Genomic DNA, 16,022 nt, shown 5'->3' on the forward strand with positions numbered 1-16,022 from the left:
GGGCCGCCGCCCGCTTGACTTAAGCGGCGCGTCGTTGAGCGGGGTGGAGACCCGAACGGGTTCGGCGAGGGTCGACGGCGGTCACGATGCTGTGGTGGTGATCGCAATAGACGCGATCCGCCGAAGTTGGCCCGGCACAAAAACGATAACCGCCGGGTACCGACCGGTCTTCGCTTACCGGGAAGCGGCACTGATAGACGCCTAGCTGAATGAGGGGGACGTCTTTCGAAATTGGTCTGACATTTTCAGGCATGGTTTTTCAGGTTCCTGGTTCATAGCCATTGCCGGCTGACGGCCGCTATGCGACCGCGTCAAAGCGAGCTTCTCTCGTTTGGAGGGCTGTGGATCACCATATGGTGTCGATCGCAGCGTCAATGAAGGCCGAAACCCCGCTTTCGCAAGCCAATCCTTGCGACTTAAGGCCACACTGGCTGCTGGGCGGGCGAGCTACGGGAGCGAGTACATTTTGTCAGCAGACAGTGCGGTCGCGTCCCGGAGCATCTCTTCGAACCGTTGCGCCGGTGCTATGGTGTGCCTGCATGATCAGACAGCAGGGATATGAGGCATGCCCGAAATCACACGCCGTACACTTCTTGCGTTCACCGCCGTGGCCTCGGTTGTTGAACCGACGTTTGCCGAAGCGGAAGGGGCCTCACCCGAATTGCGGGCGCTGATCGGAGCCCATGAAGCCAGCTATGTCGGGCTTCACAGGGTTGTTCATCAAGCGGGCAGCAGCAGCCACGATCGCAAGAGGGCAGACCGGATTGAACAGGAAGCATTGCTTGCCATCTGCTCCTATCCCGCGATCAGCCGAGGCGACCGCCGGGCCAAGGCCGATTACCTGTTGACCGCCGAGGCTCGGGGCGAACTCGACCTGGAAGAGCACATGCAGGCCATCCTGCACTCGATGAAGCGCTGATCGCGGCTGGTGCATCTCCACAACCAGACATCGCCGACTGACGTAAGGATTTGGTGGGCGATGCAGGGATTGAACCTGCGACCCCACCCGTGTGAAGGGTGTGCTCTCCCGCTGAGCTAATCGCCCGCTCGTTGCCCGAAGGCCAAGCGAGCCGCGATATAAGGGAGGCAGGTGCGGGAAGTCAAGGCGGTGTCCGGCGTTCTGACGAGGATCGGATTGTCGGCCTATCCGGCCTTGTCTCGACGAGACGTGGCCGCTTCCAAAGGCAATCGAATATAGGTTTCTTGCGAAGAGGACCCCCACCCTAGCCCTCCCCACAAGGGGGAGGGAAGCTGCCGCGCTCTCACCCTTGCGTCGAGAACGTTGGAAATTTGCCGAGATCAGCGCCGACGGAATCTCCCTCCCCCCTGTGGGGAGGGGTTAGGGGTGGGGGTACTCGCAGGGCGCAAACCTTTGCCGATATGCGATTGCCCTAGCCGGTCAGTTTCCGGCGGCAGCAATCAGCTTTTGCGCCAGATCGAGCGTCAGGGCGTCGAAATGCGAGATCACCGCCGAAGGTTCGAACTCCCGCACATGGCGGTCGGTGTAGCCGAAATCGACCGCCACCACCGGAATGCCGGCGGCTTTCGCCGTGTCGATGTCGGTTTGCGAATCGCCGACCATCAGGGCGCGGTGAGGGTCGCCGCCGGCCAGCTTTATGGTCTCGATCAAATGGCGCGGGTCGGGTTTGCGGAAGGCGAACGTGTCCTGGCCGGCGATCGCCGCGAAATGTTTGGTCAGGCCGAGCGCCTCGATCAGCGCCAGCGAGTTGGCTTCGTATTTGTTGGTGCAGATGGCGAGGGTATAGCCGGCCTCCTCGAAGCGCGCGATCGCCTCGACGACACCGGGGTAGGGGCGCGACTTGCCGGGGATGTTGAGCGTGTAGTGGTCGAGGAAAAGTTTCAGCAGCCGGTCGTGCTCCTCGACGGCAAGCGATCGCTGATGGGCGGCGTGCGCCCGCTCGATCATCACCCGGCCGCCGTGACCGACAAAACGCCTGAAGCCGGCTTCGTCGACCGCCGCGATCTCGCTGGCGGCCAGGCTGTGGTTCAGGCTGTCGAGCAGGTCCGGCGCTGTGTCGATGAGCGTACCGTCGAGGTCGAACACGATGATCGGTTGGGTCATGGTCTGTCCTGGGCAGGTGTGCAATGGGCAGGCGATAGCGGCTGCGGCGCGTCGAGGCAAGCGCTGGGCCGGCTCGTTCAGGCGGGGCCTGCTTATCAGGCCGGGCATTCGCGGCTGGACGCCGCTATGAAAAAACCCGCCTCGACGGCGGGCTGTTGGCGCAAATCAGCACCATGGGCAAAAATGTAGCATAGCTGCACTCACCGGTCAAGGAAATAATTCCTACGCAGGATCACCTGGGGACCCGCCGCCTGGGGCTTTGACCGGACCGGCAAAAATGCTACGAGCCCGACAGCGAATTTCCGGGGCAACAATCGACATGGATGCAAGGCAGTTGAAGGTCGAAGCCGCGCGGGCAGCACTTGCCCATGTGAATGACGGCATGCGGCTCGGCATCGGCACCGGCACAACGGCCGAGGAGTTCGTGCGGCTGCTTGCCGAAAAGGTCGCAACCGGCATGACCGTCATCGGCGTACCGACTTCGGAGCGCACCGCGTTGCTCTGCCGCGAGCTTGGCGTGCCGCTGTCGACGCTGGAGGAAACGCCAGAGCTGGATCTCACTGTCGACGGCGCCGACGAAGTCGACCCGGAACTGACCCTGGTCAAGGGCGGCGGCGGCGCGCTGCTGCGCGAGAAGATCGTCGCCGCGGCGTCCCAGCGCATGATCGTCATCGCCGACCGCTCCAAGATGGTCGAGACGCTCGGCCGTTTTCCCCTGCCGATCGAAGTCAATCCGTTCGGCCTGCGCGCCACTGAAATCGCGGTTGCCGCAGCGGCTGAAAAGCTCGGTCTTTCCGGACCGGTCACATTGAGGATGACGGGCGGGCAGGCTTTTGTTACAGACGGCGGCCATTTTATCCTCGATGCATCTTTTGGCCGCATTCCGGATACAAGAGCGCTTTCGAATGCTCTCCACGCCATTCCGGGCGTGGTCGAGCATGGTCTTTTCATCGGGCTGGCTTCAGCGGCCATCATCGCCGGCGGCGACGGTATCCAAACCGTCCATGCCGCCCGAAAACCAGGGAGTTCTACCGATCATGACGTTGCATAACCGGGTTCGCAGCCTTTCCGTCCTTCTGGCGGCCTCGGCCGTTTTCGCCTTCTCGTCGCCGGCGTTTTCGCAGGATGTCACGGAAGCGCACCTGAAGGCCGCCCGCGCGGCGGTCGCTGCGATCCACGCGACCGACCCGTTCGACAACATCCTGCCGCAGGCAGCCGCGGCGCTCGAATCGCAGCTGATCCAGAAGAACCCGGACATGCAGGAACTGATCGGCAAGACCATCAACGAGAAGGCTCTGGCGCTGGCCTCGCGCCGCGCCGACCTCGAGAAGGAAGCAGCACTCGCCTACGCGAAAGTGTTCTCCGAAAAGGAACTGACCGACATCGCCGCCTTCTACAATTCCGATTCGGGCAAGAAGCTGCTCGATAGCGGCCCGACGGTAACCCGCGAATTGGTCAAGGCAGCCGACATCTGGCAGAACGGCCTCGGCCGCGATCTCGCCCAGCAGGTCGGCGAAACGCTGGCCGCAGCCGCCAAGGCAAAGGCGCAGGCAGCACCCGCCGCGCCCGCCGACGGAGCCGCCGCTCCGGCCGATGGCGCAGCGCCCGCCGATGGCGCGGCCCCCGCGGACAACAACTGACGCGCATTTTCAAATTGGCCTTGCGGCCTACTGCGAAAGCCCGGCCTGTCCGGGCTTTTCTTTTGCCGTTTTGCGGCCTACCTGTCTGACACATTTCTGAAGCCTGGGAGCCGCGTCATGGCTGGTTACGACTACGATCTTTTCGTCATCGGCGGCGGTTCGGGCGGGGTGAGGGCGGCCCGCGTCGCCGCGGCTCTCGGCAAGCGTGTCGGCATCGCCGAGGAATACCGCTATGGCGGCACCTGCGTCATCCGCGGCTGCGTACCGAAAAAGCTCTACGTCTATGCCTCGCAATTTCCCGAGCACTTCGCCGACGCCGCCGGCTATGGCTGGACGGTGCCGGAAGCCAGTTTCGACTGGCAGACGCTGGTCGCCAACAAGGATCGCGAGATCAGCCGGCTGGAGGCGATCTACGTCAGGAACGTCGAGGGCGCCGGCGGCGAGACCTTCCACTCGCGCGCCATGATCGTCGATCCGCATGTCGTGCATCTCCTGGGTGAGGATCGCACCGTCACAGCAGACCAGATCCTGATTGCCACCGGCGGCCGCCCGGCGGCGCATCCGGCGCTGCCCGGCCACGAACATTGCATCTTTTCCAACGAGGCTTTCGACCTCAAGGAATTGCCCAGGGCGATCATGATCGAGGGCGGCGGTTACATCGCCGTCGAGTTCGCCAACATTTTTCACGGTCTCGGCGTCGACACGACGCTGGTCTATCGCGGCAAGGAGATCCTCAGCCGGTTCGACATGGACCTGCGGCGCATGCTGCACGAAACGATGGAAAAGAAGGGGATAAGGATCCTCTGCCATTCCGTGTCCGAATGGATCCGCAAGCGGCCGGACGGCCGGCTCGACGCGCTGGTCAGCGGTGGCGAGGTGCTGACCGTCGACCAGGTGATGCTGGCCATCGGCCGCATTCCCAACACCGAGAATATGGGCCTGGAAGGCATCGGACTGGAGATGACCAAGACCGGCGCCATCGCCGTCGACCAATATTCCCGCACCAACATCGACAACATCTGGGCAATCGGCGACGTCACCAACCGCGTGCAGTTGACGCCGGTGGCGATCCATGAGGCGATGTGCTTCATCGAAACCGCCTTCAAGGGAAATCCGACCGCACCCGATCACGAGACGATCGCGACCGCCGTCTTTTCACAGCCCGAGATCGGCACTGTCGGCCTGTCGGAGGACGACGCCGTCAAACGCTTTTCCGACATCGAGATCTACCGCGCCACATTCCGGCCGATGCGGCACACCCTGTCCGGGCGCGACGAGAAGATGCTGATAAAGCTGGTGGTCGATGGCGCGTCGAAGAAAGTGCTTGGCGCCCACATATTGGGGCCGGACGCCGGCGAGATGGCGCAGCTTCTCGGCATCCCGCTGAAGGCCGGCCTGACCAAGGGCGATTTCGACCGTACGATGGCCGTGCATCCGACAGCGGCGGAAGAACTGGTCACCATGTACAAGCCGACCTATCGCGTGAAGGACGGCGAGCGGGTCGATTGACGGCAAAGCCGGGTTGAGGAACTCCGCCGCGGCAAGGACATGCCACGGCGGAGATGGTTGCTACAGCAGCGTGCCGCGCAGGATCACCAGCGCCACCGAGAAATAGATCACCAGCCCGGTGACATCGACCAGCGTGGCAACGAACGGCGCCGATGCGCTGGCCGGATCGAAGCCGATGCGCTTCAAGGCGAACGGCAGCATCGACCCCGACAGCGAACCGAAGGTGACGATGCCGACCAGTGCAGCACCCACCGTGGTGGCGATCAGCGGCCAGTGCGGGCCATAGTCGTAGAAGCCCATATACTGCCAGAGCGCGATGCGGCAGACGCCGACCACGCCGAGCATGGCGCCCAGCACCAGGCCGGTGGGCAGCTCGCGCAGCGCCACCCGCCACCAGTCGCCAAGGCCGATCTCGCGCAGCGCCAGCGCGCGGATGACCAGCGAGGTCGCCTGCGAGCCGGAATTGCCGCCGGAGCTCATGATCAGTGGGATGAACAGCGTCAGCACGATCGCCTTCTCCAGCTCGCCCTCATAGCTCTGCATGGCGTTGGCCGTCAGCATCTCCGAGATGAACAGCGCGCACAGCCAGCCGCCGCGTTTCCTGATCATGGCGAGGAAGCTCATCTTCATGTACGGCTCGTCCAGCGCCTCCATGCCGCCGAAACGGTGCACGTCCTCGGTCGTCTCCGCGATCATCGTGTCGATGATGTCGTCGATGGTGACGATGCCGAGGATCTTGCCATGGTCGACGACCGGAACGGCGAGCAGATCGTATTTGGAGATCGTCTGCGCCAGCGTTTCGCGATCGGTCAGCGGGCCGACCGTCACCGGAAGATGATCCGGCGCCACCGTCATGATCGAATCGTCCGGCTCACCGGTGATCAGCCGGCGCAGGCCCGTCGAGCGCACAAGCAGGTGCGTTTGCGGATCGACGATATAGATCGCATAGACGGTCTCGCGCGTCCGCTCCACCTTGCGGATGTAGTCGAGCGTTTGCCCGACGCTCCAGTCCGAGGGCACGCTGACGAACTCCGTCGTCATGATCGATGCGGCACTGCCTTCGGGATAGCCGAGGATGGAGAGCAGCGTTGCGCGCAGCGGCGGCGCAAGTCCGCCAAGCAGCTCGGAACGCGCCGGCTCTTCCAGCTCGCGCAGGATGTCGGCTGCCCGGTCGACCGACATGGCGGTGAGCAGCTTGCCCGCCTTGGCGCGCGGCAGCGCCTCCATGCGTTCCGACGCGCCGTCGAGTTCCGGCTGATCGAAGATCTCGACCAGACGTTCGAACGTCACTTCACAGAGCAGTTCCGTCGCGGTCTCTCGAGGCTCCCTGTTCAGGGCCTCGACAATGTCGGCGACGTGATCGTTGGCTAGGATACGGGCAATCGCGACGGCCTCGTCGCTTGCCACCGTGGTAAATTCGTTCATGGCTCACTCCTTGCCGTCCGGCAGGACATGAACCATGTGAGGTCACGTCAGGGCGGACGGCTGTTGCGTTCGACTGTGACTGTCGCCAGGCATGGCGCGGTGACCTTTCCGCTTGCGGGTTCGCGTTTGATTGTCTGCAAGCGGGCGCAACATAGGAGCGCGCCTTGCCGTGTCAATCGCGGTGAGGAGGGAAAATGCCGACGAGCGGGCAAGATCGCGAGACTGTGATCACCGGCCGCCGTTCGACTAGGCAGACCGGGGTGGAATAACCGTTATTTCTGCTTCAGCCGGCGCGAGAAGCGCAGCCACTTGTCTTCGACCGGCCTTGGGACCGGCCTTGGCTGCACGAGAATGGTGGTGAGTTCGGCGGGCAGGGTCGGAACCAGCGGCTTCTTGGTGGCGACGCCGTCGGCGATCGCGACGATGCTGTGATAGAATTCGCTGCCCGTCATCGATCTCGGCGCCACCGCCTCGTGCATGACGGAGATCACCGTGACATCTGGGCAGTTGTCCTTGATGGCCTGGTGGAAGGCGACCTTGCCATCGGGGTCGAGCGCGCCGGTCGCCTCGTCGAGGAACAGCAATCCCGGCTGCTGCAGCACGATGCGGGCCACCACCAGCTTCTGTTTCTGGCCGCCCGACAGAACCTGGTCCCAGCTTTTGCCTTCGCGGCTTTCGTCGGCCATGTGCTCGATGAAGTCGCCGAGCCCCGCCTTGTGCAGCGCCGACGCCACCTGCGCGTCGCCATGGTCGTGCTCGGAGCCGGGCAGGCAGACCAGTTGCTTCAGCGACACAGGCTGCAGCTTGACCTCCTGAGCGGCATAGAAACTCTTGACGCCTTCGGGAAAGACGATGGTGCCGCGGCCATATGGCCACAGACCATTGATCGCCTTGATCAGCGAGGTTTTGCCGCAGCCGGACTCGCCCTTCAGGAAAGTCCATTCGCCGCGCCGGAAGCGCAGATTGGCGGCGCTGAGAAAGGGCGTCGCGTCCTCGCCCTGATGCGCCAGTTCGAGCTTCTGGATGGTCAGGCCGAAAACCGGGTTCTGGCTGGTGTAGTGGAAATCGGAGCGGCCGGTCTGGCTGTAGAATTCCTGCGGGTGCTGGACATTCTCGATCGCATTGGCCAGCTCGGTGACACGCTGGCTGTTGGCGCGCAACGTGGCGATGGCGGGCATGACGTGGATGAACCACGAACACTGGCCGATCAGCGAATTGACCAGTTCGGAGCCGGTTATGTAGCCCTTGAGGTCGAGACCGTTGTGGATGAACGGCACCAGGCCCGGTCCGTAGGCGACAATGCGGGCACCGATGAAATTGTAGATCAGCTCGAACGACATGTAGACGGTGTTAACGATGTTCAGCCGCGTCCAGGTGCCGTCGATATCGACATAAAGCCGGCCATGCATGGTCCTTTGCACGCCTTCGCCCTGAGACGCCGCGACGTGGAAGGACCGCCGCAGGAATGTCGTCAGCTCGCCGCGATAGCTACCCTCGGCCTGCTGCATCCTGACGTTGAGGCGCTCGAGCAGGCCGCCGAGCTTGACCGCGATCCAAGTGTTCAGCGGCACGTAGGTGGCGACGGCCAGGAAGGCGAGGATGGCGCTGCCATAGCTGCCGAGAAATTCCAGCCCCTTCACCTCGACGGAGTTTTCGAGCAGCTTCTGGCCGACGAAATAGAGCGATGTGGCAACGCCAAGCACGCCCATGGCGAGCCCGATGGCGCCACCGGTCATGTCCTTGATGGATTCCTGGACGCGCTGGTCGATGTTGTCGGGGGCCGGTGCGCCGCTGCCGGTCGACGCGTGCTGGGCATGGAAATGCGTATGATTGCCGTCCAGCAGCGCTTCATTGAAGCGGCTGTCCAGCCAACCGCGCCATTTGCGGTGCAACGTCGCCGAGACAAGGTTGCGGATGCCGGTGAAGCCAGCGTCCTTGAGTACGACCAGCAGCACGAGGACGCCGGCATTGACCAAAAGCGAGCGAAGCGGCGTGGTGTTGGCGGCGTCATGGAAGAAGGCGATGGAATTGACCAGTTCGCCCGAGGCTTCGGCGAACCAGACACCGGCCTTGCTGGACAACGCCGTGAGCAGCGCGATCACCAGCGTCAGCGTCCAGGCTTCCTTCCAGCGGTCGGAAACCCAGTAGGCCCGCATCAGGCCCCAGAAGCTGCGCATCGACGACACCGGCGTCAGAAGCGATCGCCCTGCGGCATCGCGAGGTGTTTTTTCCGGTACTGACTCTTGCGATGGTCTACCGACCCGAATCACTATCCCGCCCAAACCTTTTTTCTTTTGTTACGGATGGTAACACCAATTGATCATTTTCCATTAATTTAAAACCGGGCCGACCGGATTGCCCCGACAGCCGTTGCCGTGAGGCAACAGATTACATGCTGAAATATAGCGACAACGGTCGACAAAAATCCGGATATTGCTTTTAATTTCAATCGCTTGATCTATCGAGTCGTGACGCTGGTGCGGCTTCCCTTAGGGAAGGCTTTCACACGGTTTCGTGAACTCGAAATCGTGTCGAGCGATCGGTTTTCTCACTGCGGACGGCCCAGAGAGCTCGAAAATCTGCGGCTCGTGACTCGCCAGGAATGCCGTGGTCGTCCTAGCCGGGGGCAGGAAATGACGGGAGAATCGATCGAGCGGCGCGTTCCGTCTTGTCGGATCGGCTGAGGGAATTCATCCGCCTGGGATTGAACCTTGCCCGGCATCGGCGACACTCATGCATGTCCGGTTCTTCAACAAGGAAGCTCCCAATGCTTGCACGCGCGGCCGCAATCCTGTCCCTCTTTGCCTTTGTACCTTTGGCGCATGCCGGCGAGCAAAGCATTCCGGCCAGCGCCGAGGGCCAGATCGAGTTCAACACGCCGTCCGGCAACATCGGCTGCATCTACACGCCCAAAGGCGGCACCGGCACCTATGAGCCGAGGGATGGCGGCCCGGAGCTGAGCTGCTCGCGCGTCGAGCCGAGCTACCTTACGATTATCCTGGGTCCGAAGGGGCCAGCAACGCTGATCAAGAACCCAGGCGAGCAGGGCTGCTGCAGCGATGTCGACAAGCTTGGCTACGGCAACAGCTGGAGCGCCGGGCCGTTCTCGTGCCAGTCGTCAACCAAGGGACTGACCTGCACGGCCACGAACGGCCATGGATTTTTCATCAGCAAGGCCAAGGCGACGGCGAAGTAACGTCTGCCGCTGTCGCGGAGAGGAGAGGCCGGCCTCAGCCGGCCTTGTCCAGTTCGCCGCGCGCCTTGGCGGTCGCAACCTGGCGAATGGCATCGGCCAGCGTATCGGCATCCTGCGCGCCCATGACGGCGTATTTGTCCTCGAGCAGGAAGCACGGCACGCCAGAAATGCCCATGCGCGACGCGGTGGCGATCTCGGTGCGCACCGCCTCGACATCGGCCTCGGTCGGCAAAAGCGAGGCGACCACGGACGCATCCATGCCAGCCTCGCGCGCGGCTTCGACCAGCACGGCATGGTCGCCGATGTCAGCGCCTTCCTCGAAATTCAGCTGGAACAGCCGCCGTACAAGCCTGTTCTGAATGGCTTCGCCGGCGGCCCCTGCCCAGCGGATCAGCCGGTGCGCATCCAGCGTATTCGGCGCCACCTTGATGGCGTCGAAGGCAAAGGAAATGTCTTCCGCTTCGCCCAGCGGCTCGATGCGGTCGTGAATTTCGCGGATGCGCTCGTCGCTGCCGAATTTTGCCAGCATGTATTCGCGGCGGTCCTTGCCTTCGGGCGGAATGGTCGGATCGAGCTGGAACGGCCGCCAGCGGACATGCACGTCGACATCGCCGACGGCGGCGATTGCCCTGTCGAGCCGCTTCTGGCCGATGAAGCACCAGGGGCAGACGACATCGGAAACCACATCGACGGTGATGGCGTTCAATTCGCTCATCTCGATCTCCTGATCCCTCAGTTGGGTTTGCGCCACCATGTTGGCAGCTGATACCCGAATATGGGCGTCTTTTGCGGATGTTCCAGGTAGTTCCAGTAGGCGATCCATTGCTGCGTGTTGTACTGCATCGGCACCATGTAGTTGCCGGAGATCAGCAGCCGGTCGAGAACGCGAACGGCGGCAACATAATCCTCCTTGGAGCGGGCGCGCAGCATCGCCTCGATTGCCGCGTCCACAGCCGGATCGGCGACGCCGGCGAGATTGAACGAGCCTTCCGTCCGGGCGGCAGTCGAACTCCAGCGCCCGCTCTGCTCGATGCCGGGTGACAACGAATTGTTGAAGCCGCTCGATCCGACCAAGACCTCGAAATCGAAGCGCTGCTTGCGCGACTGGATCTGATCGCCGTCGAGGCTGCGAATGGTGAGATTGATGCCGATCTTCTCCAGCGTGCGCTGATAGATGCCGGCAAGGCGCTCCTCGTCCTGCGAAGCGGTCAGGATCTCAAAGCCGAAGGGTTTGCCTTCGGGATCAAGCATCGTTCCATTCTGCACGTGGTAGCCGACACTTTTCAAAAGATCGAAAGCTGCCTTCAAGACGCGCCGATCCTGGCCCGATCCGTCGGTCACCGGCGGCCGCCATGTGCCGTCCATGACATCGGCCGGCACGCGGCCGGGGTAGGGCGCCAGAAGCGCTTTCTCCCTGTCGTCGGCCGGATGGCCGAGCGCGGAAAGCTCGGAATTCTGCCAGTAACTCATCGTGCGCGTGTATTTGCCGCCGAACAGGTTCTTGTTGGCCCATTCGAAGTCGTAGAGCATGCCGAGCGCGCGCCGCACGACCGGGTTGGCGAATTTCGGCAACCGCGTGTTGAACAGGAAACCGGTCACCACCGGCGGAATGCCGGTGTCGAAGGTTTCGGCGATCACATCGCCCTTGTGGAAGGCCGGAAAATCGAGATCGCGCTCGCGCTTCACCGGATCGCTGTCGTCATCGATGGCGCAGAGGCCCTTCTTGAACGCTTCGAGCTTGGCGTTGGCGTTGAGGAAATACTCGATGGTGATCTGGTCGTAATTGTCGAAACCGCGCTTGGCGGGGACATCCTTGCCCCAATAGTCCGGGTTGCGCTTGAAGACGATGCGCTGGCCTGGCTGCACCTGCACGATCGTATACGGACCGCTGCCGATCACCGGCTTGAGCGTCGTCCTGTCGAAGGTCTCCTTGTCAAAGGCGTGCTTCGGGATGATCGGGGTCAGTGCGATAATCAGCGGGAATTCGCGATCGGCCTTGTCGTTGAAGGTGAAACGCACGCTGTGGTCGCCGGTCTTTTCGAGCTTGGCGACCCTGGCCATGCGGTCGCTGTAAGGCGGGCGGCCTTTGTCGGTGTAGACATCATAACTGAACAGCACGTCCTCCGGCGTCACCGGCTGACCGTCCGACCATTTGGCCTTCGGATTGAGATGGAACTCGATGCTCTTGCGCTCCGGACCCATGTCGGCGCTGTCGGCCAACAAACCGTAGAGCGTGAAAGCCTCGTCGGCATTGCGCTGCATCAACGGCTCGAAGACCAGATTGCCGAAGATCGTATCCATCATGCCGCGCGCCGTGGTGCGCAGGCTCTTGAGGATGAAAGGGTTGAGATTGTCGAAGCTGCCGACGACGCAATAGGTGATCGAGCCACCCTTCGGCGCGTCGGGATTGACGTAGTTGAAATGCGTATAGTCGGGCGGCAGCGCCGGCTCGCCCTGCATGGCGATGGCGTGCTTCGGCTCCGAGGCGGCCGGCTGATGCGAAAGGGCGAGAAACGATATCGCGGTGATCAGCCAAACAAGAACGCGGCCCATGACCGTCTCCTTACTGGGCGGCTTGATGATTCGGACTGCACCCTAGCATGGCGCCACCGCGCTCCGGCCAGATACATCAGCCCAAATCGCACGGCCCAAATCGCACGGCCAAGAATCGCAGGCGCCGGGCTGGATTCGGCCTCGCTTGCAGTGTAACACGCCCTCCGAAGTCATTCTGTTGCCTCATTTCGGCAACAGGTAGCTGGACCACACGGCACGAAGAAGCCGGTCCCGGGATCATTTGAGAGGAAGTGCACGACATGACGAGCCTGAACAGCAACGCGTACCGCCTGTCGGTCATGGCCGCTGGCGTGGTCGGCTTTCTCGGCGCAGGGCTTCCCGCCGCTTCCGCACAGCAGCAGCAGCAGATTCCGCAAGGCTGGTTCAAGGCCTGCACCAAGCAGGAAGACGTCGACATCTGCAACGTCCAGAACATCACCACTGCCGGCAATGGCCAGCTGGTCACCGGCGTCAGCCTGATCGAGCTCAAGGGCAAGGTGAACCGCAAGGTGTTCCAGGTGACGGTTCCGACCGGCCGTCTGGTGCCTCCCGGCATCGGCCTGCAGATCGACACCGGCAAGGCGCAGAAGCTCGACTATGTGATTTGCTTCCCGGATCGTTGCGTGGCTGAAGTGCCGCTGACCGATCAGCTCGTCGCGGCATTCAAGAAAGGCCAGGCGATCACGCTAACTTCCGTCAATTTCCAGAACCAGCCCAATCCGATCAAGATCGCCCTGCAGGGCTTCAGCGGCGCCTATGACGGCCCGGCGCTGCAGCAGTCGGACATCGAGGACAGGCAGAAGAAGCTTCAGGACTTCGTCGCCAAGAACAACCAGGATTTCGCCAAGAAGCTCAAGGAAGAGCAGGACAAGGCGAAGACCGCCAACTGATCGGCCGATATCGCCGAGCCAACAAAAAAGCGGGGTTCATGCCCCGCTTTTTTTGTGATTGTCTTCCAGTAGGCTATTGTCTTCCAGTAGGCTAATGCGTGGACTGCCGTTTCGGCTGGTAGCCGCCGTCCGGCCTCTTGTCGAACATCTCTTTGATCTGCGGATGCCGGACCGGCTCACCCGACTGATCCTCAAGCAGATTCTGCTCGGAGACGTAGGCGATGTATTCGGTCTCCGAATTCTCGGCGAGCAGATGATAGAAAGGCTGATCCTTGCGCGGCCGCACGTCGGCGGGGATGGCTTCGTACCATTCGTCGGTGTTGGCGAATTGCGGATCGACATCGAAAATGATGCCCCTGAATGGAAACAGCCGGTGGCGAACCACCTGTCCGATTGCGAATTTGGCTGTTTTCATCGTACTCACCACTGAATTCCTTGAGCTTATTTGGCGCAGACCGCGCATCAATTCAATCCCGAGGCGCTTGACGCCCTATTAAGCAACGGGTTAGCCCGGCGCCAGGGTTTCGGACCAGCATAAAAATGTCTGACGTCATCGGTCTTGTTCTTCCGTTCTTCGGCTTGATTTTTGTCGGGTTTCTGGTGGCGCGCATCACCAGGCAGCCGCTGGAGGCGCTCGGCTGGATGAACACGTTCATCGTCTATGTCGCGCTGCCGGCACTTTTCTTCCAACTGCTTGCCAAGACGCCGTTCGAAGACCTGACGGAATGGCGCTTCATCTTCGGCTCGGTCGTCTCGACCTTCATGATATTTTCCTTGATGTTCATGGGGTCGGTCCTGACCTCGCGCGGCGAGATAGCGCAATCGACCATCAAGGCGCTCGCGGCCGCCTACGGCAATATCGGCTATATGGGGCCGGGGCTGGCGCTGCTGGCCTTCGGCGAGGAGGCGGCTGTGCCGGTCGCCTTGATCTTCTGTTTCGAGAACATCATGCATTTCGCCATCGCGCCCATGATGATGGCGCTGTCTGGCGACGAGAAGACCACTCCTCTCCGGCTTGCCCTGGGCGTCCTGCGCAAGATCGTGCTGCATCCGTTCATCATCGCAACCGCCCTGGGTGTCGGCGCCGCCTATATCGGCTTTCGACCGCCCGTGCCGGTGGAGCGATTTCTAGAATATCTTTCCCGTGCGGCCGCACCTTGCGCGCTGTTTGCCATGGGCGTCACGCTGGCGCTCAGGCCACTCAATCGCGTCCCGCATGAGATGGTTCCGATCGCGGCGCTGAAGCTGATCCTGCACCCGTTGCTCTGTTATGTCGTGCTGAGCTGGATCGGCAATTTCTCTGAGACATGGGTCTTCTCGGCGGTGCTTCTGGCCGCATTGCCGACCGCCACGAACGTCTTCGTCATCGCCCAGCAGTATGGCGTCTGGGTACAGCGAGCGTCGGCCAGTGTGCTGATCACTACCTGCCTGTCGGTCGTGACCGTTACCGGGCTGCTCTACCTGATCCGGCACAATATCCTAGCGCCGGACCTGTTTCCCTAACCCGCCGGCAAGCGCGGCAAAACCGCTGCCGGGACGAAGCCCCTCGCGCATGAAAAAAGCCCGAAGCGGCGCGAAGCCCCCGAGCACGCCGAGCCCGGCAACGCGGGCCATCTGCGCCGGCAGCATGTCGGAAAGCAGCGACATGTTGAGCAGGTTGACCGCGCTGCTGCGCGCCAGAATGTCGGGGCGGCGCTTGAAATCGTAGGCTGCAAGCGCCTTGGCTGCGCCCGGATCGGATCGATTTTCACAAGCGATTCCAATTAGATCGTCGATGTCTCTGATGCCGAGGTTGAGGCCTTGCGCACCAATCGGCGGAAACACATGGGCGGCTTCGCCGACCAGCGCCACCCGATCCCTTGCGAAACGCAGCGGCGTCACCGCCGATAGCGGGTAGATCTGCCGGCCCGGCTCGACAGCCACCCGGCCCAGCATCGACTGCATCTGCTGTTCGACCCGCTGAGAAAGTGTCGCATCGTCCAGCGCGGCGAGTTCGGTCGCGGTCTCGGGCTTGACCACCCAGACCAGGCTGGAGCGATTGCCGGGCAGGGGAACCTGCGTGAACGGACCGGTCTCGGTGTGGAATTCCGTCGAGGTGAAGGCGTGGTCGCCGCTATGGCCGAAATTGAGGACGAGAGCTGCCTGCGGGTAGGACCGGGCCGAGGTCGAGATGCCGGCCGCCTGGCGCGCCGGTGACAAGCGTCCGTCAGCGGCGACCGCCAGCGATGCGTCAACCGAGCTGCCGTCGGTCAGGACGGCACGGACGTGCTCGGCATCGAGATGCCAGTTCGCCACCATCGACCTCAGCCAGTCGATGCCGGCATGCGCGGCAACGGCGCCGGCGAGTGCCGGGGTGAGGACGCTGTTGGGAAGGTTCAGCCCGAATTCATCCTCGTCGATCTCGCTGGCACGGAAGGTGACGACCGGGCTGCGGATCAGCCGGCTGGTGGCGTCGACGATGCGCATCACTTTCAGAGGCGCCGCCTTGGATATGACGGCTTCGAGCACGCCGAGCCGGTCGAGCACTTTCAAGGCAGGGTTCATCAGGGCCGTCGTGCGACCATCGGGGGCGGTAACCTCCGGCCCGACCAGTGTCACCGGGAAACCTTCGGCGGCAAAACCCAGTGCCGCGATCAGCCCTGCCGGCCCCGTGCCGGCAACCAGTATCCGCGCAGTTTGCTGATGCTCCAAGATCGGCTTCCGGCTTGCAATGCGAGGCGGTCCAC

14 protein-coding genes and 1 tRNA gene are annotated in these 16,022 nt (G+C 62.5%); 7 read left to right on the forward strand and 8 right to left on the reverse strand.

Going from position 1 to position 16,022, the window contains the following annotated elements:
• Positions 1-565: 565 nt before the first annotated feature.
• Positions 566-919 carry a hypothetical protein gene (locus M729_RS0111215; RefSeq protein WP_027161599.1) on the forward strand — a complete coding sequence of 118 codons (354 nt, stop codon included), beginning with the start codon at positions 566-568 and terminating at the stop codon, positions 917-919.
• A 51-nt stretch (positions 920-970) separates the two neighbouring features.
• Here the strand turns inward: M729_RS0111215 and M729_RS0111220 are convergent.
• Positions 971-1,045: transfer RNA gene (locus M729_RS0111220), tRNA-Val, on the reverse strand.
• 354 nt (positions 1,046-1,399) lie between these two features.
• Positions 1,400-2,083 carry a phosphoglycolate phosphatase gene (locus M729_RS0111225; RefSeq protein ID WP_027161600.1) on the reverse strand — a complete coding sequence of 228 codons (684 nt, stop codon included), beginning with the start codon at positions 2,081-2,083 and terminating at the stop codon, positions 1,400-1,402.
• Between the two features lie 319 nt (positions 2,084-2,402).
• Here M729_RS0111225 and rpiA point away from each other — a divergent pair, with 319 nt between their 5' ends.
• From rpiA to gor, 3 genes are all read left to right on the forward strand, one after another.
• Complete coding sequence (gene rpiA, locus M729_RS0111230; RefSeq protein ID WP_024503288.1) at positions 2,403-3,134, forward strand: ribose-5-phosphate isomerase RpiA; 732 nt, start codon at positions 2,403-2,405, stop codon at positions 3,132-3,134.
• Positions 3,121-3,723, forward strand: a complete 603-nt coding sequence (locus tag M729_RS0111235; RefSeq protein ID WP_013531665.1) for a DUF2059 domain-containing protein — start codon at positions 3,121-3,123, stop codon at positions 3,721-3,723. Before rpiA ends, M729_RS0111235 begins: the two co-directional genes overlap by 14 nt.
• Positions 3,724-3,840: 117 nt before the next feature.
• Entirely contained in the window at positions 3,841-5,232 is a 1,392-nt protein-coding gene (gene gor, locus M729_RS0111240) for a glutathione-disulfide reductase (RefSeq protein WP_024503287.1), read from the forward strand.
• A gap of 60 nt (positions 5,233-5,292) precedes the next feature.
• On the opposite strand, the gene mgtE is transcribed toward gor, so the two are convergent.
• Entirely contained in the window at positions 5,293-6,657 is a 1,365-nt protein-coding gene (gene mgtE, locus M729_RS0111245) for a magnesium transporter (RefSeq protein ID WP_027161601.1), read from the reverse strand.
• A 272-nt stretch (positions 6,658-6,929) separates the two neighbouring features.
• Positions 6,930-8,834: an ABC transporter ATP-binding protein/permease gene (locus M729_RS0111250; protein ID WP_027161602.1), complete on the reverse strand. Its 1,905-nt coding sequence runs from the start codon at positions 8,832-8,834 to the stop codon at positions 6,930-6,932.
• Positions 8,835-9,424: 590 nt separating this feature from the next.
• Here M729_RS0111250 and M729_RS0111255 point away from each other — a divergent pair.
• Entirely contained in the window at positions 9,425-9,853 is a 429-nt protein-coding gene (locus M729_RS0111255) for a hypothetical protein (protein ID WP_024503284.1), read from the forward strand.
• A 34-nt stretch (positions 9,854-9,887) separates the two neighbouring features.
• Here M729_RS0111255 and M729_RS0111260 read toward each other — a convergent pair whose 3' ends face one another.
• Positions 9,888-10,568: a DsbA family protein gene (locus M729_RS0111260; RefSeq protein WP_027161603.1), complete on the reverse strand. Its 681-nt coding sequence runs from the start codon at positions 10,566-10,568 to the stop codon at positions 9,888-9,890.
• Positions 10,569-10,585: 17 nt separating this feature from the next.
• On the reverse strand, positions 10,586-12,406 hold the full coding sequence (locus tag M729_RS0111265) for an extracellular solute-binding protein (RefSeq protein WP_027161604.1): 1,821 nt from the start codon (positions 12,404-12,406) through the stop codon (positions 10,586-10,588).
• A 260-nt stretch (positions 12,407-12,666) separates the two neighbouring features.
• On the opposite strand from M729_RS0111265, the gene M729_RS0111270 reads away from it, so the two are divergent.
• A complete protein-coding gene (locus M729_RS0111270) occupies positions 12,667-13,296 on the forward strand; it encodes an invasion associated locus B family protein (protein ID WP_013531658.1) in 630 nt (209 codons plus the stop codon).
• A 91-nt stretch (positions 13,297-13,387) separates the two neighbouring features.
• Here M729_RS0111270 and hspQ read toward each other — a convergent pair whose 3' ends face one another.
• A complete protein-coding gene (gene hspQ / locus M729_RS0111275; protein WP_027161605.1) occupies positions 13,388-13,711 on the reverse strand; it encodes a heat shock protein HspQ in 324 nt (107 codons plus the stop codon).
• A gap of 125 nt (positions 13,712-13,836) precedes the next feature.
• On the opposite strand from hspQ, the gene M729_RS0111280 reads away from it, so the two are divergent.
• A complete protein-coding gene (locus M729_RS0111280) occupies positions 13,837-14,799 on the forward strand; it encodes an AEC family transporter (protein ID WP_027161606.1) in 963 nt (320 codons plus the stop codon).
• Here M729_RS0111280 and M729_RS0111285 read toward each other — a convergent pair.
• Positions 14,776-15,987, reverse strand: coding sequence for a UbiH/UbiF family hydroxylase (locus M729_RS0111285; RefSeq protein ID WP_027161607.1), 1,212 nt, complete (start codon positions 15,985-15,987; stop codon positions 14,776-14,778). The two genes, M729_RS0111280 and M729_RS0111285, sit on opposite strands and share 24 nt — an antisense overlap.
• Positions 15,988-16,022: the final 35 nt, after the last annotated feature.

Source organism: Mesorhizobium sp. WSM1293 (genome assembly GCF_000513875.1).
In the GTDB taxonomy this organism is placed as follows: domain Bacteria; phylum Pseudomonadota; class Alphaproteobacteria; order Rhizobiales; family Rhizobiaceae; genus Mesorhizobium; species Mesorhizobium ciceri.

Excerpts from the sequence above, each read along its gene's own strand:
- M729_RS0111215 (WP_027161599.1), top strand. The coding sequence starts at position 566 with ATGCCCGAAATCACACGCCGTACACTTCTTGCGTTCACCGCCGTGGCC.
- M729_RS0111225 (WP_027161600.1), bottom strand. The coding sequence starts at position 2,083 with ATGACCCAACCGATCATCGTGTTCGACCTCGACGGTACGCTCATCGAC.
- rpiA (WP_024503288.1), top strand. The coding sequence starts at position 2,403 with ATGGATGCAAGGCAGTTGAAGGTCGAAGCCGCGCGGGCAGCACTTGCC.
- M729_RS0111235 (WP_013531665.1), top strand. The coding sequence starts at position 3,121 with ATGACGTTGCATAACCGGGTTCGCAGCCTTTCCGTCCTTCTGGCGGCC.
- gor (WP_024503287.1), top strand. The coding sequence starts at position 3,841 with ATGGCTGGTTACGACTACGATCTTTTCGTCATCGGCGGCGGTTCGGGC.
- mgtE (WP_027161601.1), bottom strand. The coding sequence starts at position 6,657 with ATGAACGAATTTACCACGGTGGCAAGCGACGAGGCCGTCGCGATTGCC.
- M729_RS0111250 (WP_027161602.1), bottom strand. The coding sequence starts at position 8,834 with ATGCGCAGCTTCTGGGGCCTGATGCGGGCCTACTGGGTTTCCGACCGC.
- M729_RS0111255 (WP_024503284.1), top strand. The coding sequence starts at position 9,425 with ATGCTTGCACGCGCGGCCGCAATCCTGTCCCTCTTTGCCTTTGTACCT.
- M729_RS0111260 (WP_027161603.1), bottom strand. The coding sequence starts at position 10,568 with ATGAGCGAATTGAACGCCATCACCGTCGATGTGGTTTCCGATGTCGTC.
- M729_RS0111265 (WP_027161604.1), bottom strand. The coding sequence starts at position 12,406 with ATGGGCCGCGTTCTTGTTTGGCTGATCACCGCGATATCGTTTCTCGCC.
- M729_RS0111270 (WP_013531658.1), top strand. The coding sequence starts at position 12,667 with ATGACGAGCCTGAACAGCAACGCGTACCGCCTGTCGGTCATGGCCGCT.
- hspQ (WP_027161605.1), bottom strand. The coding sequence starts at position 13,711 with ATGAAAACAGCCAAATTCGCAATCGGACAGGTGGTTCGCCACCGGCTG.
- M729_RS0111280 (WP_027161606.1), top strand. The coding sequence starts at position 13,837 with ATGTCTGACGTCATCGGTCTTGTTCTTCCGTTCTTCGGCTTGATTTTT.